Source organism: Affinirhizobium lemnae (genome assembly GCF_022968395.1).
In the GTDB taxonomy this organism is placed as follows: domain Bacteria; phylum Pseudomonadota; class Alphaproteobacteria; order Rhizobiales; family Rhizobiaceae; genus Neorhizobium; species Neorhizobium lemnae.
In genome coordinates this window covers 83,958-107,732 of the sequence record NZ_JALJQZ010000009.1, presented here as the reverse complement: position 1 = coordinate 107,732, position 23,775 = coordinate 83,958, and the positions used below count along the sequence as shown (strand labels likewise).

Genomic DNA, 23,775 nt, shown 5'->3' with positions numbered 1-23,775 from the left:
AGCTGAGAAATGGAACGGCTCAGGATTCAACAAAGCCGTTCCTCATCGATCCCGTTGTCAGATCGCGGGTTCCTTGACGATGTCCGGAGTATCGAACTTCGTACCGAACCACTTATCCTGAAGCTTTGCCATGCGACCGTCACCCTTCATCTTGATGAGAGCAGCATCGATGGCGTCCATTAGCGGAGCGTAGTCTGCATCCTTGCGGCCAACATACCCGAAATAGGTCTTCTTTCCGAAAGGTGGCTGCACGACTTCAAACATGCCGGCCCGTTGCTTGGCGACGAATGCGATGTTCGGGAGCGAGTTTGCGACCGCAACGATACGGCCAGCCGCCATATCGGCATAGGCATCATTGAAGGCCGGATATTCGCGGATATCGACCTTGGTCGGCAATGTTGCGGAAAATTCGGTCAATTGAGCCAGTTGCGCCGTCGCCTTGCCGACTCCGACGGCCTTGCCTGCGATATCCTCCGGCTTGCTGATAGGCGCACCGGCCTTCTTGAGAATTGCAACAGTTGCCTCAGCGATTGGCGATGTGAAGCGATAACGCTCCATGCGTGCCTTAGTGATCGTCGCTGGTCCGGCAACAACGTCGAACTTCCCTGCTTCAAGGCCGGGCAATACGCCTTCCCACGGCAGCGTTACCCATTCGATCTTAACGCCAAGCTCTTTGCCGATTTCGGCGAACAGATCGACATTGAGACCCGAATGCGTACCAGCATCAATGAAATCGAATGGCGCGAAAGCCGTCTCGGTACCGACCTTGAGGGTCCCAGCGGCTTTTGCCTTCGCAAGGATATCTTCGGCGTGGGCACTTAGTGATGCGCCCAGGAAGAATGCGGCGCAGGCGGCCGCCTTGAGGAAATGTCTTTTCAGCATGATGGTTGCTCCCGTTTTCGAGCTTGGTTGCCCGCAGCACTGTTCCCCTCGGACCGATGTTTTCGGTCTCTTTTGACTATACAAATAGAACGCTGGATTCGGTCCGTGTCAATGCTTTGTTTATAATATTTGCAGGGCTAAATTTTGTGCAATCCAAGCTATTCGAGACATGAGAGAACTCAGTAGCGATGCAATGCAGCGAAACGGACACACCCAACCAAACTTTCAGCATAATGGCCTCGTAGGGGCATTTCAATCCGATTGGCTGCACGCACAAGACTTTGTATATGTCCATTCTTTGAACCGTCTCGTGCTTCGGCCGTAAATCGGTTTGTGATGAGATCGATGAAACGCCGCCCATGGAACGCAACCTACTACGCTATATCTGGAAGCATACCCGGCGGCAGCAGGTGTTCATCCTGGCCATCGTGCTGCTTTCCATGGTCCCTTATTTCGCTGCGTTCGATTTGCCGAAGCAGATCATCAACGGCCCCATTCAGGGAAGCGGTTTCGAGACGGCGGACTCCACGGCGCTGTTCATGGAGTTCACCCTCGCGGTTCCCTTCACCGATCTGAGCTGGAGTTTCGAGGGCTTCGAGCTGGATCGTATGTCCATGCTCATGGCCTTGAGCGGCGTTTTTCTGTTTCTCGTCATCGTCAACGGCCTCTTCAAATTCTACATCAACACCTACAAGGGTCGGCTGGGTGAAAGGCTGCTGAGACGAATCCGGTTCGAACTGGTGGATCGGGTTCTACGCTTTCCACCTAGCGCGTTGAAACAGGCCCATGGGGCTGAAGTCTCGACGATGGTGAAAGATGAGGTGGAGCCGTTCGGCGGCTTTACCGGAGATGCTTTCGTTCAACCGGTCATGCTCGGTGGTCAGGCTGCGGCGGCGCTCTTCTTTATTTTCCTCCAGAATCTTGCGCTTGGGATGATTGCCTTCGTCATGGTTGCCATTCAGGTGGGCATCATTCCGAAAATGCGGCGGCGGCTGATTGATCTTGGACGTCAGCGACAGATCACGGCGCGTCATCTTGCTGGCAAGGTTGGAGAAATCGTCGACGGCATTGATACGATCCACACCTATGACACGAGCAATTATGAGCGCGCGGATATCGCGCATCGGCTCGGCCATATTTATAAAATCCGCTACGAGCTCTATCAGTGGAAGTTTCTTGTCAAATTCGTCAATAACTTCCTTTCCCAGCTGACTCCGTTTCTGTTCTATTCCATCGGCGGTTATTTCGCCCTCAAGGGATCGCTCGATGTTGGCCAACTGGTCGCTGTCATCAACGCCTACAAAGATCTGCCGGGCCCATTGAAAGAGCTGATCGACTGGGATCAGTCCCGCCAGGATGTTCAGGTCAAGTATGAACAGGTCCTCGAGCAGTTTGAGCACGGGCAGCTCGTTGATCCGTCCCTGCATGAGGTAAAGCCCGTGACGCCTGCTTATGCGGGTACGGTTCTCGCGGCTCAAAACCTGACGGTTATCGACGGAAGTGGCGCAAAGACCCTCGACAACGTGACGCTCAAGATCGAGCGAGGCGAAACCATTGCCATCATCGACAATGCAGGCAACGGCGGCGAGAGTCTGGCGGAATCCTTCGCCCGTATTGTCTGGCCTGCGTCCGGTCGCGTCAGTCTCGGCGATACCGATTTGCTGGAATTGCCGGAAGCGGTGTCGGGCCGCAAGATCAGTTATGCTTCGGCAGACAGTTACTTCTTCCATGGCAGCCTGAAAGACAATCTGCTCTACGGATTGAAGCACGCGCCGACGACGAGTGTGACCTATAGCGGCGAGGAAGCCACTCATCGCAGTTGGGAGATCCGGGAGGCGGAACTGGCTGGGAATTGTGCGTTCGACCTCAATGCAGACTGGATAGATCGCCGGTCGACATCGGTCTTGCGCGGGTTTGACGACGATCTCAAGCAGTCACTCATGCGTGCGCTCGATGCCGTTCAACTGACGCCGGATGTCATGGAGCTTGCGCTCCACTCCTATCTGGATCCAGAGGAAAACCCGGCACTGGCGGGGCGGATCGTCGAGATGCGTCATTCCTTGAGAGAAACTCTTCAGGCTGAAGGGCTCTCGAACATCGTCGCCCATTTTGATCCGGCGACCTATAACCCCGAAGCGACTGTTGCGGAAAACCTTCTGTTTGCTGCGACGCGCATTTCGTCCAGCTCCGACGGCGATGTGACGGAAAGCGAGTATCTTTTCGAGGTGCTCGAAGTCAGCGGTCTTTATGAGATGCTCTATGAGATGGGTCTGAAGATCGCAGACGATCTGGTCGAAATCTTCGCAGATCTGCCGCCGGAACATCCGTTCTTCCAGCAACTCGACCGCGTCAGTGCCGAGGACATCGCCAAGTATCAGCAGCTTTTGCAACGTATGCAATCCCGCACCGGAGCAGCCATAACCGAGGAGGAAGCGCGTTCCGTCGTCCGCCTCAGCCTGCACTATGTCGAGCCGCGCTATCGTTTTGGTGTGTTGACGCAGGATATCATGGATGCGGTGGTGGCAGCGCGCGACAAATTCTACGCCAATCTGCCCGCGAACCTGCGGGACCGGATCGAGAGATATGATCCACACCGCTACATGGCTGCGGCGACTCTTCGAGAGAATGTGCTTTTCGGAAAGTTGTCTCATCGTGTTGCAGATGCTCCGGCGAAGATCAGGAAAATCGCTGGCGAAATCATGCGCGAGAAGGGACTGTTCGAGAGCTTCATCGCTCTTGGGTTGAGCTTCGAGGTCGGAACGGGAGGGCGTCGGTTGACCCTGACGCAGCGCCACAAGCTGAGCCTTGCGCGGGCGTTGGTGCGACGTTCCGATTTCTACATCTTCAATCGCGCTTTGCCGGGGTTGGACAGGCGCGTTCAGGAGGAAATCGTTAAGGCTGTTATTGATTTCCTGAAGGAACAGGACAATGATCCGACAGTCATTTGGGTTCTTTCTAACACTTCCCTGTCACGATTGTTTCATCGAGTGATTGTATTCGACCGCGGCACGGTCGCTGAGGACGGGTCTTTCGAGGCGCTGGATCGAGACAGTGGAATATTTAGATCGTTGGTTGCCTGAGGTGGAGGCAGCCGACGCGTGAAGGGGGCATGCGGCGCTATGTTGCTGAGGGAAGAAGTCGAGCTACTGCGGAACATTCCTTACTTCAACCGGGTGGATCCATGTAAGCTGAAACTGCTGGCATTCGCCTCTTATCGCATATCCTATGAACCCGGTGACGCGATTTTCATGCAAGGCGATTTTCCGGAAGCAACCTTCGTGCTTCTCAGCGGCAATGTCAGGCTCACCGCGTCCAGTCCATGCGGACGGTGTGAAACCACGCATGCGGAGCCAAACTCTATGCTGGGCGAGATGTGCCTTCTTTCCGATCAGCCAAGAGCCATGACCGCAACTGCCCTGACGAATGTCGAAGCGCTCAAGATCGGCCGGGACTGCCTGCTTCGGCTCGTTTCCGACAATCCGAGAATGAGTTTCGAAATTAGTCGCGTTCTTGCTGAAACTCTTCGAGATCGGATTGGCGGTGTGGGAAAGAGATTTTCCCAAGAGGCAGTTCTTTAACGCCGCCTGTAATGGAAATAGCGACCTTCCGCGATGCTGGGAAGGCGAGGAAGCAGTTCCAGGTCTGTATGATCGAGGGGCAGGCCGCTGACCGCCACTCCGCCACTTGCCAGCATGCCGGATACCATTTGCGGAAGCCATATCAGGGTGATCGCATCCTTGTCATCATAGCCTGTGCCGATATCAGCATGAACCAGTGCAGCCTGTCGGCCAATGAAGGCCTGTCCAGTTTCCCGGATTTCACCCTCGACAAAATCGTCCGCTGCGGGTGTCGCAGAGGCATGTGAAGCGAGTTTCCGGTCAAAGGCGATGACACGCCGCCCGGGAAAATTCTCCCGCAAATGGCTGTAGGTTCTGCCATTGCCGAGGCCGATTTCGAAGACCTCGCCGGCTTCCGGCAAGACAAGGTTATCACGCACATGGTTCAACAGATCGCGCTGGGCGCTCATGCGGTTGATGAAACTATCGAGTCTGCTCAAAATTTTCTCCAGTCGATCAGGCCTTGATGACCTTATCCGAGGAAATTCCCCGCCGCGCGTAGACGTTGCGAGTATCGATGATAAGCGGCGCCCATTGTTCAAGGCTCGCATAGTCGACGGAATCATGGTCGGTCGCGATCACAACCGCATCGAAAGCATCAGCCGTCGTTTGATCGAGGCTCGCCGATTTACGGCCTTTCAGGTGCCCGTATTCGCGTGTTCTGGGAATCTCTTCGAGGTACGGATCGTGATATTCCACCTGCGCACCGCGCTCGAGGATCAACTCCATCAGGCGAAGGGAAGGACTCTCGCGAATGTCTGGCACGTTCTTTTTGTAGGCCAATCCCATGATCAGAATACGCGAGCGGCTGAGCGCCTTGCCAAGGCGACGGTCCAGCCCTTCTGCAAGCTTCTCCACCACGTAGCGTGGCATGGATGTGTTGATCTCGCCCGCAAGTTCAATAAAGCGGGTTGGCTGTTCGAACTCGCGTGATTTCCATGTGAGGTAGAACGGATCGATCGGAATGCAGTGACCGCCAAGACCCGGACCCGGATAGAAAGGCATATAGCCGAACGGCTTGGTTTTGGCCGCCTCGATCACATCCCAGACATCGATACCCATTGCGTCGTAGACGAGCTTCAACTCGTTGACGAGGGCGATGTTGACAGCGCGGAAGATGTTTTCCGTCAGCTTCACCGCCTCGGCTGTTCGCACGGAAGTGACGGGCACGATTGTATCGACCACGGCGCCGTAGAAGGCTTTCATCATCTCACTGGCAAGCTCGCCATCGCCTGCAACGACCTTCGGTATCGTGGAGGTGTTGAAGTCGCGATTGCCAGGGTCTTCCCGTTCAGGCGAATAGCCGAGAAAGAAATCCTCACCCGCCTTCAAGCCGGAGGCCTCCAGAATGGGGCGCATGATCTCGTCAGTCGTTCCTGGATAGGTGGTCGATTCCAGCGCTATCAACTGGCCGGGGCGCAGCACTTTCGCGATCTGCCGACAGGTGTTTTCGACGAAACTCAAGTCTGGATCACGATAACGCGTCAAGGGCGTCGGGACGCAGATCGCAATCACGTCGCATTCGGCAAGACGCCCGAAATCATCTGTCGCGGAAAAGCGGCCCGCGGCTCGCTCGGCAGCAAGAACGTCGCTCGGCACCGCTTCTATGTAGCTTTTGCCCGCGTCGATCCGTACCATTTTTTCGGTATCAATATCGAAACCAAGTGTCTGGAAGCCGGCGCGTGAAATGCTCATGGCCAGTGGCAGGCCAACATAGCCCAGACCGATAACGCCGGCCTTGATCGTCTTGGAGCGGATCGCGGTGACAAGAGGATGGTTCGCGATCTCTGCCTGACTCAAGGGGTTCTCTCCGTGATGCTGCGATGTTGCGTGCGATGGTGCACGAAGCGCTTTTCCGTCGCGCTCAGTTGAGGTTCCATACCACCTGTGTCAAGGGTGCGGTAAAGGTTAGATAGGCAAGCACGGGCAGAAGCGCATCAATTAATTCTGATCGGCAGACTTGCAAAGAGTGGCATCCTCGTTCCTATCTCAGCACTATGAAAATCGCTTTCTATGCTCCACTGAAATCGCCACACCATCCTGTTCCTTCGGGGGACCGGCTAATGGCGCAGCAGTTGATAAGGGCCTTGACCATAGCCGGTCATGAGGTGGACGTCGTTTCAGAACTGCGTAGTTATTCAGCGACACCGGATGTTGCGGAACAGTTCGCCATGGATGCTCAGCAGGAAATACGGCGTATCGATATCCTATGGGCCGATCAGGGGAAGCCAGACCTCTGGTTTTGCTATCACCCGTACTACAAGTCACCGGATCTCCTAGGTCCGGATCTCTGTCGCAGGCATGGTATTCCCTACGTGACTGCAGAGTCGTCCTACTCGCAGCGGCGCAACATCGGCAAGTGGGCGCTTTCGCAGCAGCGGGTTCTTGAAGGATTGAAGTTCGCAGCCGTCAACATCTGCCTGACCGAACGAGACCGACGGGGCATTCTGGATGCCGCTCCCGAGGCACGATGCGAACGGCTGCCACCGTTCATTGATGTGACGCCATTCCGCGACCTGACCCCTCAACCCGAACAGAGGCAACTGATTACAGTCGCAATGATGCGCGAGGGCGACAAGCTCAGCAGCTACCGGACGCTCGCTGCGGCACTGCTGCTCCTAAAGGACGAAGACTGGCGGCTGTCGATCATTGGTGACGGACCAGCAAGAGCGGAGGTTGAAGGCTGCTTTTCAGATTTTCCGTCAGCTCGGATCTCGTTTCTCGGTCAGTTGCAGCCGCAGCAGATTGCGGATCACCTAGCGCGCGCGTCTATCTACGTCTGGCCGGGGCATGGAGAGGCTTACGGCTTAGCCTATCTCGAGGCGCAGGCTGCGGGTGTGCCAGTCATCGCAGAAAAAACCGCTGGCGTGCCTGAAGTCGTATCTCACGGCGAGACCGGGCTGTTGACCAAATCTTCGGATCCTGAGGATTATGCAAATGCCATTCGACTGCTGCTAAGGGATGACGAACTACGCTCGAAACTGGCAGGAAACGCGCGGCACCGCGCCGAGCGTGTCCATTCCCTTGAGGCGGCTGCGGGCCGACTGGGTTCCATCCTTCGTTCCAATTTGAGGTAAGCATGTTCGAAACTTTATGGCGCGAGCGTCTGGATCAACTGGCTGCCGAAGGTCGGACGTTGACGCTGTGGCTGCGTGATGACGATGCGGTGGATGTTACGCCTGCTCTCGACCGGCTGCTGACGTTATGTGAACGCCATTCTGTTCCGCCGACGTTGGCGGTGATACCGGAAAAGACCGGATTTCCGCTAGTCGAGTATCTGGCGCGCTTCCCGGCCGTTGAAGTTGCTGTGCATGGGTGGTCTCACCAGAGCTACTCGAAGCCGCCCGCAAAGAAGCAGGAACTCGGCAATGATCGCCCGCTTCCGGTGATCCTGAACGAAATTCAGGCGGGCCTTGGCAAACTGCAGGCTCTGCATGGCCAACGTTTCATTCCCATGATGGTGCCGCCGTGGAACCGGATTTCCCCCGAGATTGCTGAGCAATTGCCAAAGCTGGGCTACAGGTCTCTGTCTGTCTTCGGGCGTGAAAGGACTGCAACCCTTCCGCTCCTCAATACGCATGTAGACATCATGAACTGGCGTGGCGTACGGGGCGGGAAAGAGGCCGAGACCTTGTACGAGGAGTTGTTGGCTTACGTCGATCAACCCGTTCCTGCCTTGGGCCTGCTTACCCACCACCTCGTTCATGACGAGGCCGCGTGGAACTTTCTCGAGAATTTCTTGCGCATGACCGCTGAGCACAAGGCATGCCAATGGCGCCGTGCGTCTGAACTCATGGCGAATTGATCTACCAGGATTTCCAGCCAATCAGTAGACCATTTCCCGAGGCCTGCGCTGCAGCCTGCGCTGCTTCAACCTCCTCAATCGGCGCACGGCGCTGAAGATTGGCAGCGACGATAGCGGCATCGGGAACGGTGAATGTCGTTCGCCGAAACAGGAGCGTCATGATTAGCGGCCCCGTAGACCACCAGGCCGGACCATCCGGCAGCCTGCGTGTCGCTTCCGGAATGATGTCGAGAAGGCGTGCAAAAACCGGGTGGCGCGCAGGTGTTGCGATGAAGGAATTCGTCAGCAAGGCGCCTCCCAGTCCCGTGTCGCGCGGCGTATCCTCCAACAGAGCTGACAATCCGATGAGGGGCAGGACATCCGAAAAGCTCAGGTCATCGCGTGCCGGATACCAATCGCAATCCAGGTAAATCCCACCCTGCGCATGCAAGATGAAATAGCGCGCGACATCCACCGCACCCGGCAGGTCACCCGCCTCCATCATTTCAACAAAGGCAGGATGCCGAGGAACATTCAAGGCTTCCAGGTCAGCCTCTCGCCACAGCCGGTAGCGAAAGCCGTTCTGCTCAGCATGGCGTTTCCACTTCGCTGCCGAGGGCGGAACAGGCAATTGCCCAAGCCAGATCTGATGCAGCATACGCGGGACAGGCTGGCGGTTGAGTTCGTTCATGTCCCGACGCTCCTCCAGACTGAAGTCCGTGAGCGGCAAGAGAAGCGATGGTGGAGGTACGAGCAGATACTGGAGGCCAGCTTTGGCAACGCTGTCCGAACGGAGTTTAGCGATTTTCAGAAGCGCGGATTGGACCTTGCGCGGCATGCCAAGGACGGTTTCGCTTCCCAGTCGCAAGGCGGGATCCGCCATCGAAGGAGCTGCAATCGAGGCAAGGATTGTTTCCGCAGCCTCCCACTCCCCGGCCGAAATGAGCTTTCGCGCCTCTTCCAGCCTTTCGCGCGCTTCCTTCTTCTGCAGTTCAGGCTTGGTCATGGTGACATTTGATCCATCGCAAAGGCGGCTGACGTTACGGGTGGCAAAATTGCAAGGCTCGCCAAACAATCTGAGGTCGCCGTCATCCTCCCGAAATCTTTCCGGTGCAAATGGCGCTTCAGGTCCGCGTTGTTGTAGGCTTGGAACATAGACATAGGCAATATGCTGCGATACGGTCCTAAAAAACAAAGGGAACCCGCCCTGATCGATAGACCGCACAGGGCTGCCGGGAAATACGTGAATGAATGAGCAGACCGACTTGCTCCGCATCGAAGGACTATCGGTGTCCTTCCCGCTATGGGGCGGCAGCATCCATGCGGTCAAAAATATCAGCATGCGTATCAGGCCCGGCAAGGTAACGGCGCTGGTTGGTGAGTCCGGCTCTGGAAAATCCGTGCTTGGTCGTGCCGTGATGGGCATCGAGACCCCCGCGGCCCAAACGAGCGGTCATATCTATTTCAACGATCCTGATACTAAAGAGCGTATCGACCTGCTGGCACTGCCCAATGAGGGCCGCAAGATGCGCAGTATCCGGGGCAATCGCATCGGAATGATCTTTCAGGAACCGATGACCTCGTTCTCGCCGATGCATACGGTCGGCAACCAGATCGAAGAGGTTCTCAAAATCCATACAGTGCTGTCGCCGAAGGAGCGTCAGGAACGGTGCGAAGAAATGCTGTCGCTGGTCGGATTTTCCAATCCTGCCCGCGCCTTCAACATGTACCCGTTCGAGCTTTCCGGCGGCATGCGCCAGCGTGCCATGATTGCCATGGCGCTTGTCTGCGGACCTTCCCTGTTGATTGCCGACGAGCCAACCACCGCTCTGGACGTGACGATCCAGGCGCAGATCCTCAAACTGCTGCGTGATCTTCAGTCGCGCCTCGGCATGGCCATGCTGCTGATCACGCATGATCTGGGTGTCGTGGCAAGCATGGCCGACGAAGTGGTTGTCGTCTACCGCGGCGAGGTCATGGAGGCGGGCCCCGTCGACGCAATCTTCCGCAATGCGCGCCATCCCTACACGAAAGGCTTGATGGCCGCGGTGCCAGACTTCGAAATGCCGCGAAGCGCGAGACTGAAGCCCTTGCGCGAAATCGAAGTCGATGCAGTGGGTCTCGTGGACCGGAAAAAGCATGCCGAGGCCCATAGCGATGTGGTGTTGAGTGTTCGGAACGTCTCCAAATCATTCGTCACAAAGCGCGGCGGCGGCTTCGGTCTGGGCGCATCGCCCTCGACGCTCGCTGTCAATGACGTAAGTTTCGATATCCGGCGCGGTGAAACGCTAGGCCTTGTAGGCGAGAGCGGTTGCGGCAAGACGACGCTCAGCAAGATCCTGATGCGAGGCGTCACGGCTGATGCAGGTGAGGTTTCGTTTCAAAGCGAGCGCGGCCCCATCGACGTTCTGAACGCGCGTGGCGAAGATCTCAACCTGTTGCGCCAGCGAATTCAGATGGTCTTTCAGGATCCGATTTCTTCGCTTTCCCCGCGTATGACGGTCCGCAACATTGTCAGCGAGCCACTGGAAATCCATCAACGCGGTGATGCCAAGGCGCGTCTCGACGCCGTGAAGCGTTTGATCAGGGCGATTGGTCTGCCGGAAAACGCCATGGGTCGCTACCCGCACAGCTTCTCCGGTGGACAGCGTCAGAGAATTGGTATCGCGCGCGCTCTGGCGCTTGGGCCGGACCTGCTGATCTGTGACGAGCCAGTTTCTGCGCTCGACGTTTCCATTCAGGCCCAGATCCTCAACCTGATGAAGGATTTGAAGAAGGATCTCGGGCTGACCTACCTGTTCATCTCGCATAACCTTGCCGTGGTGAACTACATGGCAGACAGGGTCGCTGTCATGTATGCCGGGCGCATTGTGGAAATTGCGCCTTGTGACTTGATCATGCGCAATCCCGTGCATCCCTATACCAAGAAGCTTCTGGCTGCGGTTCCGACGCCGAATCTGGACAGGCCGCTCGACTTTGCTGCAATCGGTCAACCCAGCGCCGAGGCCAGGAAGCAATGGGCACGGCAGTTCCAGGAAGATGCGCCGGGCGATCTCGCGCACGCTGATCTCGGTGAGGGGCATCTGGTGCTGGCGCGCCGCAATGTCGATGTGCGGGAGTTGCGCCCATGATCAGCCGTCGGCATGCACTTGCTCTTCTTGCATCAACTCTGGTTCCGCATCGTGTCTTCGCAGCCTTTCAGGACTCTGAGTTTCTGAGATCGGGTATGGATGGCAAACCCTTGCCGCCGGTTGCGGAACGCCTGCCCAAAACTCCACGCGTCGTGAAGCTTGCGGAAACCGGCAAACTGCCCGGGCGGCATGGCGGCACCGTTCGCATGATGATCGGCAGCCAGCGCGATATTCGCTATGCGCCGATTTTTTCCTATTCGCGACTTACAGGCTATGACGAGCATCTCGAACTGAAGCCGGACATCCTTGAAAGCTTCGAGATCAAGGAAGACCGGATTTTCACCTTCCGCCTGCGCGAGGGGCACAAGTGGTCGGATGGCAGTGACTTTACGTCCGACGATTTCCGCTACGTATGGGACGATATGTTCCATAACAAGAAGCTCTACAAGGGTGGCGTGCCCGCCAGCCTCAAGATCGGTGGCAAGCCACCCAAGTTCGAGGCGCTGGACAGATTGACTGTTCGCTACAGCTGGGATGAGGCAAATCCTGACTTTATGGCGGATATCGCCTCGCCATCGCCGCTTCGCTTGATGCATCCAGCCAACTACCTCAAGCAGTTCCATGTGAGTTATCAGACAAAGGAAAAGCTTGAGGAACTGATCAAGCAGCAGGGTGTCGAGGACTGGGTAGCCTTGCACCAGAAAATGTCGCGCACCGTGCGGCCCGAAAATCCTGATCTGCCGACCCTTGATGCATGGCGACCGCGAACGGCGCCGCCAGCGGGGCGCTTTGTGTTTGAGCGAAATCCCTATTACCACCGCGTCGACGAGAACGGGCTGCAGCTGCCTTATATCGACCGGATATTCATGGATGTGAGCGCAGGCGACCTCGTTGCTGCCAAGACCGGAACCGGCGAAAGCGATCTGCAGGTCACAAACCTGGACTTCGCCGATTACACATTCCTGAAGAATGCGGAGGAGCGCTATCCTCTGACCGTCGACCTTTGGAAGCGGATTCAAGGGTCGCGCTTAGTTTTCTTCCCAAACCTCAATTGCAAGGATGAAGTCTGGCGGAACCTGTGGCGGGATGTGCGCGTGCGACGCGCTCTCTCCCTGGCAATCAACCGGCGTGAGATCAACAAGGCTGCGTTCTTTGGCCTCGCGCGCGAGAGTTCCAATACGATCCTTCCTGAAAGTCCGTTATTCAAGCCGGAATATCGTGAAGCCTGGTCGGCATTCGATCCTTCACTTGCGAACAAACTGCTCGACGATGCGGGTCTTAACAAGCGTGGCGATGAGGGTGAGCGTTTATTGCCGGACGGTCGCTCAGCACGGATCATCATTGAAACCGCAGGCGAAAATACGGTCGAAGGCGATGTGCTGGAACTTGTTCGTGATCATTGGTCGGAAATCGGGATCAAGATTTTTGTCCGTGTCTCGCAGCGCGAACTGCTGCGGCGTCGCGTCAAGGGTGGCGACACGATCATGACGGTCGCCCAGGGGCTCGACAATGGAGTGCCGACGGCGGACATGTCGCCGAAGGAACTGGCGCCAACGACCGACGATCAGATGCAGTGGCCGCTCTGGGGCCTCTATCATCTTTCCGGCGGCAGCGATGGCAAAGCTTCCGATCTGCCGGAAGCGATTGCGCTGTCGAAGCTCTTTGCCGCATGGCGCAGTGCGTCAAGCCACGAGGAGCGCGAGCATATCTGGCACGAAATGCTGAACATCTATACGGATCAGGTTTTCACCATCGGAACCGTCAATGCAACGCTTCAGCCTGTCGTTCATTCCAGCCGCATGAGAAACGTTCCCAAGGATGGACTCTACGGGTTCGACCCCATGTCCTATCTCGGCGTCTACATGCCTGACACTTTCTGGTACGACCATGCGTGAGATGATCCGATACATCGCCTGGCGCTTCATGGTGATGATACCCACCCTTTTGCTGATCTCGATGCTGATCTTCACGATCATCGAGCTGCCGCCGGGTGACTTTTTCGAAAGCTATGTGGAAGAGTTGAAGGCCATCGGTGAAAAGGCCGATATGCAGGAAATCGAGGATCTGAAGGCGCGATACGGCTTCGATCAACCGATGCCGATCCGCTATCTCAACTGGGTCGGCGGAATGCTTCATGGTGATTTCGGCTATTCGTTCGAGTACAGAATGCCGGTGTCGGACGTGGTAGGCGACCGCTTGTGGCTGACGATCCTGGTTTCCACCGTCACCATCATCCTCACCTGGCTGCTGGCCTTTCCCATCGGCATCTATTCGGCCACGCACCAGTATAGCTGGGGCGATTACGGATTGACGCTCTTCGGGCTGATCGGTCTCGCTGTTCCGAATTTTGTGCTCGCGCTCATTCTGATGTATCTGGCCAATATCTGGTTCGGCACCTCCATCGGTCACTTGATGGATCAGAAATATCTCTCCCAGCCCATGAGCTGGGAGAAGTTCAAATCCATCCTCGAGCATATATGGATCCCGGTGATTATCATTGGAACGGCTGGAACTGCGGGCATGGTTCGCCGAGTACGCGCCAATCTTCTGGATGAGCTTCACAAGCAGTATGTGATGACGGCGCGCGCCAAAGGCCTTCATCCCTTCAAAGTGCTAATGAAATACCCCTTCCGCATGTCGCTCAATTTCTTCATTTCTGACATCGGGTCGATCCTGCCTGCCGTCATTTCCGGTGCTGAAATTACGGCGGTGGTTCTTTCTCTGGAAACAACCGGACCGATGCTCATCCGGGCGCTTCAGGCACAGGACATGTATCTCGCCGGTTCGTTCCTGATGTTCCTGGCCTTTTTGACGGTCGTCGGCGTGCTTGTCTCAGATATCGCGCTGGCCATCCTTGATCCGCGTATCCGCCTGCGGGGAGGGAGCACAAAGTGACGACGAAGCCTGGCACAGACGGGGACGTTCTGCCGCATTACGTGCGCGAAGCGCCTTTCGATCCTTACGCGGATGATGCCGCATCGGGCAGTTCTACGCTGGATGAAGCGTCTCAGCTGAAACTGATGTGGTGGCGCTTTCGGCGTCACAAGCTGGCATTGTTTTCAGGCATCGCTCTGCTGATCATGTATTTTATGATCGTGATCGTGGAATTCCTTGCGCCCTACAAAGTGCATACAAGAAATATGGATCATATTTTTGCACCGCCGCAGAGCGTGCACTTGTTCCATGATGGCCAGTTTGTCGGCCCCTTCGTCTACGGGCAGAAGATGACGCTCGACATGACGACCCTCCGGCGGGTCTATTCCGAAGATACGGGCGAGGTGCAGAAGCTGCGCTTCTTCTGCCGTGGCGAGCCTTATCGTTTTTGGGGGCTGGTCGATGCGAACCTGCATCTGGTCTGCCCGGCCGAAAACGGGCACTTCTTCCTGCTGGGCACGGACAGGCTGGGCCGGGACATCTTTTCGCGTATTCTCTACGGCGCGCGCATCTCGTTGACCATTGGTCTTCTGGGCGTTGCCACGAGCTTCGTTCTCGGCATTGTGATCGGCGGACTTGCTGGTTATTGGGGTGGCTGGTTTGATCTTGTGGTCCAGCGCATCATCGAGATGCTGCAGTCCATTCCAACAATTCCGCTCTGGCTCGCGCTGGCTGCAATCATGCCTGTGGATTGGAGCCCGCTTCTCGTTTATCTCGGAATTACCTTTATTCTCGGATTATTAGACTGGACCGGTCTTGCCCGTGCCGTACGCTCCAAGCTGCTTGCGCTTCGCGAAGAGGACTATGTCCTTGCCGCTCAGCTCATGGGGGCGAAAAGCCCTCGCATCATCGGGCGGCATCTTGTGCCCGGTTTCATGTCCCACCTCATCGCCAGTGCAACGCTCACAATTCCGAGCATGATACTTGGCGAAACTACCCTCAGCTTCCTAGGTCTTGGGCTTCGGCCTCCGATCACGAGTTGGGGCGTACTTCTGACTGAAGCCCGCTCCGTAAGTGTTCTTGCGCTTTACCCATGGCTCTTGTTACCTGTCATTCCGGTAATATTTGTCATCCTCGCCTTCAATTTCCTGGGTGACGGTCTTAGAGATGCAGCCGACCCGTATAAATGAGTTTGACCGGATTGCGCGGGTCGCGTTTTCCAGCCAATCGAATGTTCTAGGAGAAGACCAAGATCCATGTCGAAACGTCTTGGAAACGCTCGCATTCTTATGTACAGCCACGATACTTTCGGGCTTGGACACCTGCGCCGCTGTCGCACAATTGCTCACTCGCTGGTCGAGGATTATCGCGGGCTGAATGTGCTCATTATTTCCGGAGCGACGATCGCGGGCGCTTTTGACTATCGAGCACGCGTCGATTTCGTGAAGATCCCGAGTGTCATCAAACTGCGAAATGGCGAATACACGTCGATGGACCAGCATATCGATCTTCATGAGACCATGAAGATGCGGCAATCCATCATTCGGCACACAGCCGAAACGTTTGAACCCGACATTTTCATCATCGACAAAGAGCCCCTCGGTCTGCGGGGCGAGGTGGAGGATACGCTGGTTTACCTCAAAACGAAGGGCACAACGCTCATTCTTGGACTTCGCGACGTGATGGATGCGCCGCACTTGCTGGAGGCTGAGTGGAAGCGAAATGATGTTCTGCGCAAGATCGGTGCTCTTTACGATGATGTCTGGATCTACGGGCCACCTGACTTCTACGATCCCTTGACCGGTATCGAGATACCGCAGAGTGTTCGGTCAAAGATGAATTTTGTGGGCTTTCTCCAGAGAAATGCTTCGAAGGATGCGACCATGCCCAATCCGCAAAAGGGCGATTATTTGCTGGTTACGACTGGTGGAGGCGGTGACGGGGCCGATCTTGTCCGCGATGTAATCGCTGCCTATGATACTGATCCGACACTGACGCACAAGGCGGTGATCGTGCTCGGCCCCTATATGTCGGCAGATCTTCGAAACAGGTTCAAGGAGGCGTGTGACGCGAACCCGCTTCTCGAGATCATCGAGTTTGATAATCGAATGGAAGACCGTATAGCCGGTGCAAAAGCGGTTCTGGCGATGGGCGGGTACAATACTTATTGCGAGATTCTCTCTTTCGATAAGCCCGCGCTGATTGTGCCACGGACGCAGCCGCGTGAGGAACAGTTAATCCGCGCCACGCGTGCTTCGGAGCTTGGACTGGTCAGCATGCTATCAGCAGAGGAGTCGGCCGATAGTTTGAAATTTGCCTCTGCCATCAAGGCGTTGTTGAAACGCGATCCGCCATCCATCAGCGCGCCTGGCATGCAACTTGAGGGCTTGCCCAACATTTCGCGCATTGTGGCCGAATGGTTCAGGCGTAAGGGCGAGAATCACTTACAGATCGTTCAGGGTTGAATGCCGTGACCGAAAAGAAGAAGATTGTCGTGCTGCTAAAGGGTTATCCGCGTCTTTCGGAAACCTTTATCGCGCAGGAACTGCTCGGACTGGAGCGTGCGGGCTATCCGCTGGAACTGGTTGCCATGCGCAGGCCGACCGACAAGAAGCGCCATCCGGTTCACGACGAGATCAAGGCCAAGGTCTGGTATCTCCCGGAATATCTGCACGAAGAACCGCTTCGTGTTCTGAAGGCGCTGGTGCGGGTTTGCCGTACCAAGGGCTTTGCCAGCGCGCTTAAAGCCTTTTGGGCGGATGTGAAGCGGGATTTTTCGCGCAATCGTTTTCGGCGTTTCGGTCAGGCTGCGGTGCTCGTGGCAGAATGGCCGCGCGATGCGGCGTGGCTGCACGTGCATTTCATTCACACACCAGCCTCGGTCGCGCGCTATGCCAGCATGATCAGCGATACGCCGTGGACAGTGTCGGCCCATGCCAAGGACATCTGGACATCGGAAGATTGGGAGCTTCAGGAAAAACTGGCGCATTCCGACTGGGCGGTAACGTGCACGAAGGTTGGTTTCGAACAGCTGACCCTGCTTTCGAGGGGACGAAACAATGTCCATCTGAGCTATCATGGGCTGGATCTTGATCGATTCCCGCATTTTCTGGGGTCAAGGCCTTCACGAACCGGTGCGGATGCGTTCGATCCTGTGCAGATCCTTAGCGTTGGGCGTGCTGTCAAGAAAAAGGGCTATGACGTTCTTCTGAAGGCGCTTGCCACATTGCCGCCTGATCTACACTGGCATTTCACCCATATCGGCGGAGGTGACGAGCTTTCGAAATTGAAGGCGCTTGCGGATGAACTGGGTCTCCAGAAGCGGTTGACGTGGAAAGGCGCACTGGACCAACGGGATGTCCTTGAGCATTACCGGACTAGTGATTTGTTTGCGCTCGCCTGCCGGGTAACTTCGGATGGTGACAGGGACGGGCTGCCGAACGTGATGGTCGAGGCAGCCAGCCAGGGTTTGCCCGTAGTATCCACAACAGTGTCGGGCATCGTCGAGTTGTTCGAGAACGAGACGAACAGTCTTCTCGTGGAATCCGAAGATATCGACCAGCTGGCTGGCGCACTGGATCGGATGATCCGCGATCCCGCACTCAGAGTCCGGTTGTCCACAAGCGCCGCAGCCAAAGTGCGAAGCGAATTCGACTATCACAACAGCATTCGCGATCTCGATAGACTGTTCACGACAAGCTGGTCCAAGATCCCATGACAGCCGCTGTGCAAGCCTCAGATCGCCGAAAGCGCGTATTCTTTTATGTGCAGCATCTGCTCGGAATCGGGCACCTTGTGCGTGCAAGCCGGGTTGCGAAGGCGATGTCGCAGGCGGGCCTGGATGTCACGGTCGTCACTGGCGGCAGCATCATAGAAGGGTTTCCGGGGGAGGGTGTGCGTCACGTGCAGCTGCCGGTCATCCTCTCGTCGAACAGCAGCTTTTCTGGACTTTCGGATGCAAGCGGCAATCCAGTGGATGAGCCCCTCAAGAGTTTGCGCGTTGAGATGCTTCTCGCTGCCTTTCGCCAAGCAGATCCTGACGCCGTCATCATCGAGGCATTTCCATTCGGGCGTCGCCAGATGCGTTTCGAACTTCTGCCCCTGCTGGAGGCCATCCGGTCGCATCCGCGCAAGCCGCTGCTCTTCAGTTCGGTGCGGGATATCCTGCAGGAAAATCGAAAGGCTGGCCGCGATGAAGAAACCGCGACCCTGATTGAAGAGCATTTTGACGGGGTCCTGGTCCATGGCGACGAAAATTTCGTTCGTCTGGAAGACACATTTCCGCTCGCAAGGCGCGTGGCAGACAAGGTCTTCTATACGGGGCTGGTCGCGCCGGATCCGCCGCAACCCAGCGAGGATCGTTTTGATGTCGTCGTCTCGGCGGGTGGTGGCGCAGTCGGTGCGCAATTGATCAAGGCCGCAATTACAGCCCGCGCCGAGCTTTCCGACACACGTCTGTGGTGCATCATAACGGGCCCGAATATGCCGCAGGCGGATTTCGAACGGATTGAGCGCGAGACGCCTGCAGGCGTCAGCCTGTTCCGTTTCCGCAAGGATTTTCCGAACCTGCTGATGAATGCTCAATTGTCCATTTCGCAAGCAGGATACAATACCGTTTGTGACCTGTTGCGGGCGAGCTGCACTAACGTGCTGATCCCCTTTGCGTCAGGTGGAGAAACGGAACAATGCGTTCGGGCCGAGAAGCTGGAGGCGCTCGGTTTTGCGACTGTCGTGACAGAGGAAAAGTTGAATGGTGCGACCCTCGCGGCGGCTATCTCAGCCGCAGATCGCTCGCCGCAGCGAATGAAGCCCGCACTATCACTGGCTGGTGCAGCGAACACGGCCTCAAGGATCATCGATGAGTTAAAAAAGCGGACTTGCAATTCATCGCAACCTCAATGCAACACAGGATCATAAATTTTCCGGATGCTTTGCTCCCTGATGGCGAAAGCAGCAGAGGAGATTGCTAAATCTCGCCGTATGCGACGTTTTCAACAGGAATTGCACAGCTTTGCAATCTTTTGCTTCTCCTTCCGGTCCTGACATTCTAAAACAGTAATCTTGGAGGCTGGGGAGGTCCGCCACCAACGAATGTGGCCCATCAAGATTTGAATGCCACACCATGAAAAATGTCAGGGAGGAATGAATGTCCTATCGCACGTTCTATGCAGGCGCCGTCGCAGCAGGTGCAATTTTGGCCGCGACGCAAAGCTTTGCAGCCACCGAATTGCAGTGGTGGCACGCAATGTCGGGCGCCAACAACGAAGTTGTGGAGCAGCTCGCCAAGGAATTCAATGAAAGCCAGACCGAGTACAAGATCGTACCAGTATTCAAGGGCACCTATCCGGAAGCATTGAATGCTGGCATCGCCGCATTCCGCGCCAAGCAGGCTCCTGCAATCCTGCAGGTGTTTGACGCAGGCAGCGGCGTCATGATGGGTGCCGAAGGTGCCGTCATGCCGGTTGCCGATGTCCTCAAGAAGGGCGGCTTCACGTTCGACAAGTCGAAGTACCTTTCTGGTATCGTAGCCTACTATTCGAAGCCGGACGGCACAATGCTGTCCTTCCCGTACAACTCTTCGTCGCCGATCCTTTACTACAACAAGGACACCTTCAAGAAGGCGGGCTTGAACCCGGATGCTGCGCCGAAGACCTGGCCAGAAATTTTCGAAGCCGCCAAGAAGATCAAGTCCAGCGGCGCTAGCCCTTGCGGCATGACATCCACCTGGTTGACCTGGATCCAGACCGAAAACCTGGCGGCCTGGAACAACGTCTCCTACGGCACGAACGAAAACGGCCTCGGTGGCACGGATGTGCAGCTCAAGGTCAACTCCCCGCTTTTCGTGGAGCATTTCGGCAAGCTAGCTGAACTCGCAAAGGATGGCACCTTCCGTTACGGCGGTCGTACATCCGAAGCCAAGCAGCTTTTCACCTCTGGTGAATGCGGCATCATGACGGAGTCTTCCGGCGGTCTGGGCGACATCATCAAGTCCGGCATGAACTACGGCATCGGTCAGTTGCCCTACTATCCGGGCGAAGGCCGTCCGCAGAACACGATCCCTGGCGGCGCCAGCCTCTGGGTCTTCGGCGGCAAGAGCGATGCCGAATACAAGGGCATTGCCCAGTTCTTCAACTTCCTGTCCCAGACCCCGATCCAGTCTCGTCTGCACCAGGTGTCCGGTTATCTGCCGGTAACGATGGCTGCCTATGAGGACACCAAGAAGTCTGGCTTCTACGAGAAGAACCCGGCCCGCGAAACGCCGATCCTTCAGATGATGGGCAAGGCTCCGACGGAAAACTCCAAGGGTGTGCGTCTCGTAAACCTCCCGCAGGTGCGTGACATCATGAACGAAGAGTACGAAGCTCTGCTCGCAGGCAAGCAGGACGCGAAGGCAACGATGGACAAGATCGTTGAACGCGGCAACGCTGCCATCAAGCAGGCTCGTCGCTAACCTCTCCAAAAGGCGCCCGCGACATGGATTTGTCGCGGGCTGCCTTTGCCGGGACAGGCAGGCCTCGATATGCCTGTCTTCCCAGATTTCAAATCGCGTGGATTGACCCGAAGGCACATCTGCTTCCGGGCTCGCGCATTCACAGGACAGCCGCCGTGCAACGCGTCGTTTTTCCCAACAAGGTACTGCCATATCTGCTGGTCGCACCGCAGATCATATTGACAGTGATCTTCTTTTTCTGGCCTGCCAGTCAGGCGCTTTATCAATCGATGCAAAGGGAAGATCCCTTTGGTCTTGCAAGCGGCTTTGTTGGACTGGACAATTTCCGGTACGTCCTGTCGGATGAGAATTATATACATTCTCTGCAGGTCACCGTTGTCTTCAGCGCCGCCACGGCTATTCTTGCGATGGTGGTCGCGCTTGCGCTGGCAACAGCGGCAGATCGCGTCACTAAGGGCCAAGGCTTCTATCGCACGCTTCTGATCTGGCCTTATGCCGTAGCGCCCGCAATTGCCGGCATGTTGTGGCTGTTCATGTTCAACCCTGCCATGGGCACGTTTGCCTATATCCTGCGCCGCAACGGCATTGCGTGGGATCCGCTGTTGAACGGTGATCAGGCGATGGTTCTGGTGGTCGTCGCGGCGGCGTGGAAGCAGATCAGTTACAACTTCCTGTTCTTCGTTGCGGGCCTGCAGGCTATTCCGAAGTCTCTCATCGAGGCTGCAGCGATTGATGGTGCGCGCGGATCGCGGCGCTTCTGGACCATCGTGTTCCCGTTGCTGGCGCCGACGACGTTCTTCCTGCTGGTGGTGAATACCGTTTATGCCTTCTTCGATACGTTCGGCATCATTCATGCTGTCACGCATGGTGGCCCGGCAAAGGCCACGGAGACCCTGGTTTATAAGGTCTATAACGACGGGTTCGTGAACCTCGACCTCGGCTCCTCCGCAGCCCAGTCGGTCATCCTGATGATCATCGTCATTGCCCTGACTGCATTCCAGTTCCGCTTCGTCGAGAAGCGCGTGCATTATTCGTGAGGCCGAGATGATCGAAAGACGACCTATCGCAAACCTCTTCGGCCATCTGATGCTGATCATCGGCATCATCATCGTGGCCTTCCCGATCTATTACACCTTCGTTGCCTCATCGATGACGTCGGCGGAGATCCTCAGGCCGCCGATCTCGCTTCTGCCCGGCGACCACCTTGTGGAAAATTACACCAGCGCCATGACAGGCGGTGTTGAGCGTGTTGCTGGCGTCAGCCTCGAGCGCATGCTGTTCAACACGCTTGTGGTGGCTCTCGCTATTGCCATCGGCAAGATCATCATCTCGTTCATTTCGGCCTATGCGATCGTGTTCTTCAAGTTCCCGTTCCGCATGGTCTTCTTCTGGATGATCTTCGTGACGCTGATGCTGCCCGTCGAGGTTCGCATCCTGCCGACCTACAAGGTCATTGTCGATTTGGGGCTGATCGATACTTACATGGGGCTGACGCTTCCGTTGATGGCATCGGCCACCGCCACTTTCTTGTTCCGCCAGTTCTTCCTGACGATTCCTGGCGAACTGGTCGAAGCCGCTCGTATCGACAATGCAGGCCCCTTCCGCTTTATGAAGGATATCCTGCTGCCCCTGTCGCGCACCAATATCGCGGCGCTCTTCGTTATCCTCTTCATCTACGGCTGGACACAATATCTGTGGCCGCTCCTCGTAACCAATGATGCACGCATGTCGACCATCGTCATTGGTCTGCGCAAGATGGTGGATTTCGCAGACGCAGCAACCCCGTGGAACTATGTCATGGTCACGGCGATCCTTGCTATCATCCCGCCCATTCTGGTGGTGGTTCTGATGCAGCGCTGGTTCGTCAAGGGCCTCGTGGAGACTGAAAAGTAATGGCCAAGATTACCCTGAATAACGTACGCAAGACCTATGCGGGCGCGGTAGAAACCATTAAGGGCGTGTCACTCGACATCGCAGATGGCGAACTACTCGTGCTGGTCGGCCCCTCCGGCTGCGGCAAATCCACGCTTCTGCGCATGATTGCCGGTCTGGAAGGTATCTCGTCGGGCGAGATCTCCATCGGGAACCGCGTGGTCAACGACCTGGAGCCGTCGGAGCGCGATATCGCCATGGTTTTCCAGAACTATGCGCTCTATCCGCACATGACGGTGCGCCAGAATCTAGCCTACGGCCTGAAGAACCGCAACACTCCAGCAGATGTCATCGATCAGCGGATCAAGAAGGCTGCTGCGACGCTGGAAATCGAGCAGTATCTGGAGCGCAAGCCACGCCAGCTCTCCGGTGGTCAGCGTCAGCGTGTCGCCATGGGTCGCGCGATCGTTCGCGAACCATCAGCGTTTCTGTTCGATGAGCCGCTGTCGAACCTCGATGCCAAACTGCGCGTTCAGATGCGTGTCGAGATCAAGCGTCTTCAGCGCGCGCTGGGAACGACGAGCGTTTACGTCACGCACGACCAGATGGAGGCCATGACCCTGGCCGACCGGCTGGTTGTTCTCAATGGCGGCAAGATCGAGCAGGTCGGAACACCGATCGAACTCTATGAGCGACCAGCTACCACCTTTGTGGCAACGTTCATCGGCTCTCCTTCCATGAACCTCATTGATGTTGCGCGCGGCGGTTTTGCGCTGGGCCAAATCAGTGCCGGTAAGGCAGCGACGATTGGCGTTCGTCCAGAGGATCTGAAACTGCAGGATGGGTCTATTGCCAATGTCGCCTTCAGCGCCGATGTGACCGTCGGTGCAGTGGAGCTGGTTGGAGCAGAAAGCTATGTCTACGGCACCCTGCCGTCCGGTGCAGATATCACATTCCGTGTTTCTGGGCGTTCGCGGATCGAAACGGGTGATAAGCTGTCGGTCGCAGCGTCTGCGGCAGATCTCCACTACTTCGACGCAAATGGCGTTCGCATAGACTGAAATGTACCAGCCGTCGCTCGCGTGGTCTCCTTAGGTCGCGCGAGCAGAATCTTTCCGCACAGATGGTGATAGTCTGTTCATCGTGCGAATCGTCAGGACCAAA

The 23,775-nt window shown here is 56.4% G+C and carries 19 protein-coding genes; 15 read left to right on the top strand and 4 right to left on the bottom strand.

Going from position 1 to position 23,775, the window contains the following annotated elements; all coding sequences use genetic code 11:
- Nucleotides 1–57: 57 nt before the first annotated feature.
- Nucleotides 58–882: a transporter substrate-binding domain-containing protein gene (locus MUU53_RS08180; RefSeq protein ID WP_247260465.1), complete on the bottom strand. Its 825-nt coding sequence runs from the start codon at nt 880–882 to the stop codon at nt 58–60.
- Nucleotides 883–1,241: 359 nt separating this feature from the next.
- Between MUU53_RS08180 and MUU53_RS08175 the strand changes: the two genes are divergently transcribed.
- Together MUU53_RS08175 and MUU53_RS08170 are read left to right on the top strand one after the other, a co-directional pair.
- Nucleotides 1,242–3,962: an ABC transporter transmembrane domain-containing protein gene (locus tag MUU53_RS08175; RefSeq protein ID WP_247260464.1), complete on the top strand. Its 2,721-nt coding sequence runs from the start codon at nt 1,242–1,244 to the stop codon at nt 3,960–3,962.
- 39 nt (nt 3,963–4,001) lie between these two features.
- The gene (locus MUU53_RS08170; RefSeq protein WP_247260463.1) at nt 4,002–4,460 is read left to right on the top strand and encodes a cyclic nucleotide-binding domain-containing protein; all 459 of its coding nucleotides are present in this window, start codon (nt 4,002–4,004) and stop codon (nt 4,458–4,460) included.
- On the opposite strand, the gene MUU53_RS08165 is transcribed toward MUU53_RS08170, so the two are convergent.
- Together MUU53_RS08165 and MUU53_RS08160 are read right to left on the bottom strand one after the other, a co-directional pair.
- Nucleotides 4,457–4,939 carry a class I SAM-dependent methyltransferase gene (locus tag MUU53_RS08165; protein ID WP_247260462.1) on the bottom strand — a complete coding sequence of 161 codons (483 nt, stop codon included), beginning with the start codon at nt 4,937–4,939 and terminating at the stop codon, nt 4,457–4,459. The genes MUU53_RS08170 and MUU53_RS08165 overlap by 4 nt on opposite strands.
- 16 nt (nt 4,940–4,955) lie before the next feature.
- A complete protein-coding gene (locus MUU53_RS08160) occupies nt 4,956–6,299 on the bottom strand; it encodes a nucleotide sugar dehydrogenase (RefSeq protein WP_281435036.1) in 1,344 nt (447 codons plus the stop codon).
- Nucleotides 6,300–6,496: 197 nt separating this feature from the next.
- Between MUU53_RS08160 and MUU53_RS08155 the strand changes: the two genes are divergently transcribed.
- Both MUU53_RS08155 and MUU53_RS08150 read left to right on the top strand, forming a co-directional pair.
- Nucleotides 6,497–7,576, top strand: coding sequence for a glycosyltransferase family 4 protein (locus MUU53_RS08155; protein WP_247260461.1), 1,080 nt, complete (start codon nt 6,497–6,499; stop codon nt 7,574–7,576).
- A 2-nt stretch (nt 7,577–7,578) separates the two neighbouring features.
- The gene (locus MUU53_RS08150; protein WP_247260460.1) at nt 7,579–8,304 is read left to right on the top strand and encodes a polysaccharide deacetylase family protein; all 726 of its coding nucleotides are present in this window, start codon (nt 7,579–7,581) and stop codon (nt 8,302–8,304) included.
- A 1-nt stretch (nt 8,305) separates the two neighbouring features.
- Here MUU53_RS08150 and MUU53_RS08145 read toward each other — a convergent pair whose 3' ends face one another.
- The gene (locus tag MUU53_RS08145) at nt 8,306–9,289 is read right to left on the bottom strand and encodes a glycosyltransferase family 32 protein (protein WP_247260459.1); all 984 of its coding nucleotides are present in this window, start codon (nt 9,287–9,289) and stop codon (nt 8,306–8,308) included.
- A 241-nt stretch (nt 9,290–9,530) separates the two neighbouring features.
- Between MUU53_RS08145 and MUU53_RS08140 the strand changes: the two genes are divergently transcribed.
- The 11 genes from MUU53_RS08140 to MUU53_RS08090 all read left to right on the top strand — a co-directional run bounded on the left by MUU53_RS08140 (nt 9,531) and on the right by MUU53_RS08090 (nt 23,672).
- The gene (locus MUU53_RS08140; RefSeq protein ID WP_247260458.1) at nt 9,531–11,414 is read left to right on the top strand and encodes an ABC transporter ATP-binding protein; all 1,884 of its coding nucleotides are present in this window, start codon (nt 9,531–9,533) and stop codon (nt 11,412–11,414) included.
- Nucleotides 11,411–13,309, top strand: coding sequence for an ABC transporter substrate-binding protein (locus MUU53_RS08135; protein ID WP_247260457.1), 1,899 nt, complete (start codon nt 11,411–11,413; stop codon nt 13,307–13,309). Before MUU53_RS08140 ends, MUU53_RS08135 begins: the two co-directional genes overlap by 4 nt.
- A gap of 1 nt (nt 13,310) precedes the next feature.
- Nucleotides 13,311–14,309, top strand: a complete 999-nt coding sequence (locus MUU53_RS08130; RefSeq protein ID WP_062556754.1) for an ABC transporter permease — start codon at nt 13,311–13,313, stop codon at nt 14,307–14,309.
- Nucleotides 14,306–15,478 carry an ABC transporter permease gene (locus MUU53_RS08125; RefSeq protein WP_247260456.1) on the top strand — a complete coding sequence of 391 codons (1,173 nt, stop codon included), beginning with the start codon at nt 14,306–14,308 and terminating at the stop codon, nt 15,476–15,478. Before MUU53_RS08130 ends, MUU53_RS08125 begins: the two co-directional genes overlap by 4 nt.
- Nucleotides 15,479–15,544: 66 nt before the next feature.
- Nucleotides 15,545–16,753, top strand: coding sequence for a glycosyltransferase family protein (locus tag MUU53_RS08120; protein WP_247260455.1), 1,209 nt, complete (start codon nt 15,545–15,547; stop codon nt 16,751–16,753).
- Between the two features lie 5 nt (nt 16,754–16,758).
- A complete protein-coding gene (locus MUU53_RS08115) occupies nt 16,759–18,006 on the top strand; it encodes a glycosyltransferase (protein ID WP_247260454.1) in 1,248 nt (415 codons plus the stop codon).
- Nucleotides 18,003–19,205 carry a glycosyltransferase family protein gene (locus MUU53_RS08110; RefSeq protein WP_247260453.1) on the top strand — a complete coding sequence of 401 codons (1,203 nt, stop codon included), beginning with the start codon at nt 18,003–18,005 and terminating at the stop codon, nt 19,203–19,205. Before MUU53_RS08115 ends, MUU53_RS08110 begins: the two co-directional genes overlap by 4 nt.
- Before the next feature lie 229 nt (nt 19,206–19,434).
- The gene (gene ugpB / locus MUU53_RS08105; protein ID WP_062556749.1) at nt 19,435–20,739 is read left to right on the top strand and encodes a sn-glycerol-3-phosphate ABC transporter substrate-binding protein UgpB; all 1,305 of its coding nucleotides are present in this window, start codon (nt 19,435–19,437) and stop codon (nt 20,737–20,739) included.
- A 155-nt stretch (nt 20,740–20,894) separates the two neighbouring features.
- Nucleotides 20,895–21,776 carry a sn-glycerol-3-phosphate ABC transporter permease UgpA gene (gene ugpA, locus MUU53_RS08100; RefSeq protein WP_062556748.1) on the top strand — a complete coding sequence of 294 codons (882 nt, stop codon included), beginning with the start codon at nt 20,895–20,897 and terminating at the stop codon, nt 21,774–21,776.
- A gap of 7 nt (nt 21,777–21,783) precedes the next feature.
- Nucleotides 21,784–22,632, top strand: coding sequence for a sn-glycerol-3-phosphate ABC transporter permease UgpE (gene ugpE, locus MUU53_RS08095; protein ID WP_062556747.1), 849 nt, complete (start codon nt 21,784–21,786; stop codon nt 22,630–22,632).
- Complete coding sequence (locus MUU53_RS08090) at nt 22,632–23,672, top strand: sn-glycerol-3-phosphate import ATP-binding protein UgpC (RefSeq protein WP_247260452.1); 1,041 nt, start codon at nt 22,632–22,634, stop codon at nt 23,670–23,672. The genes ugpE and MUU53_RS08090 overlap by 1 nt, the downstream gene beginning before the upstream one ends.
- The last annotated feature ends 103 nt before the right edge of the window (nt 23,673–23,775 follow it).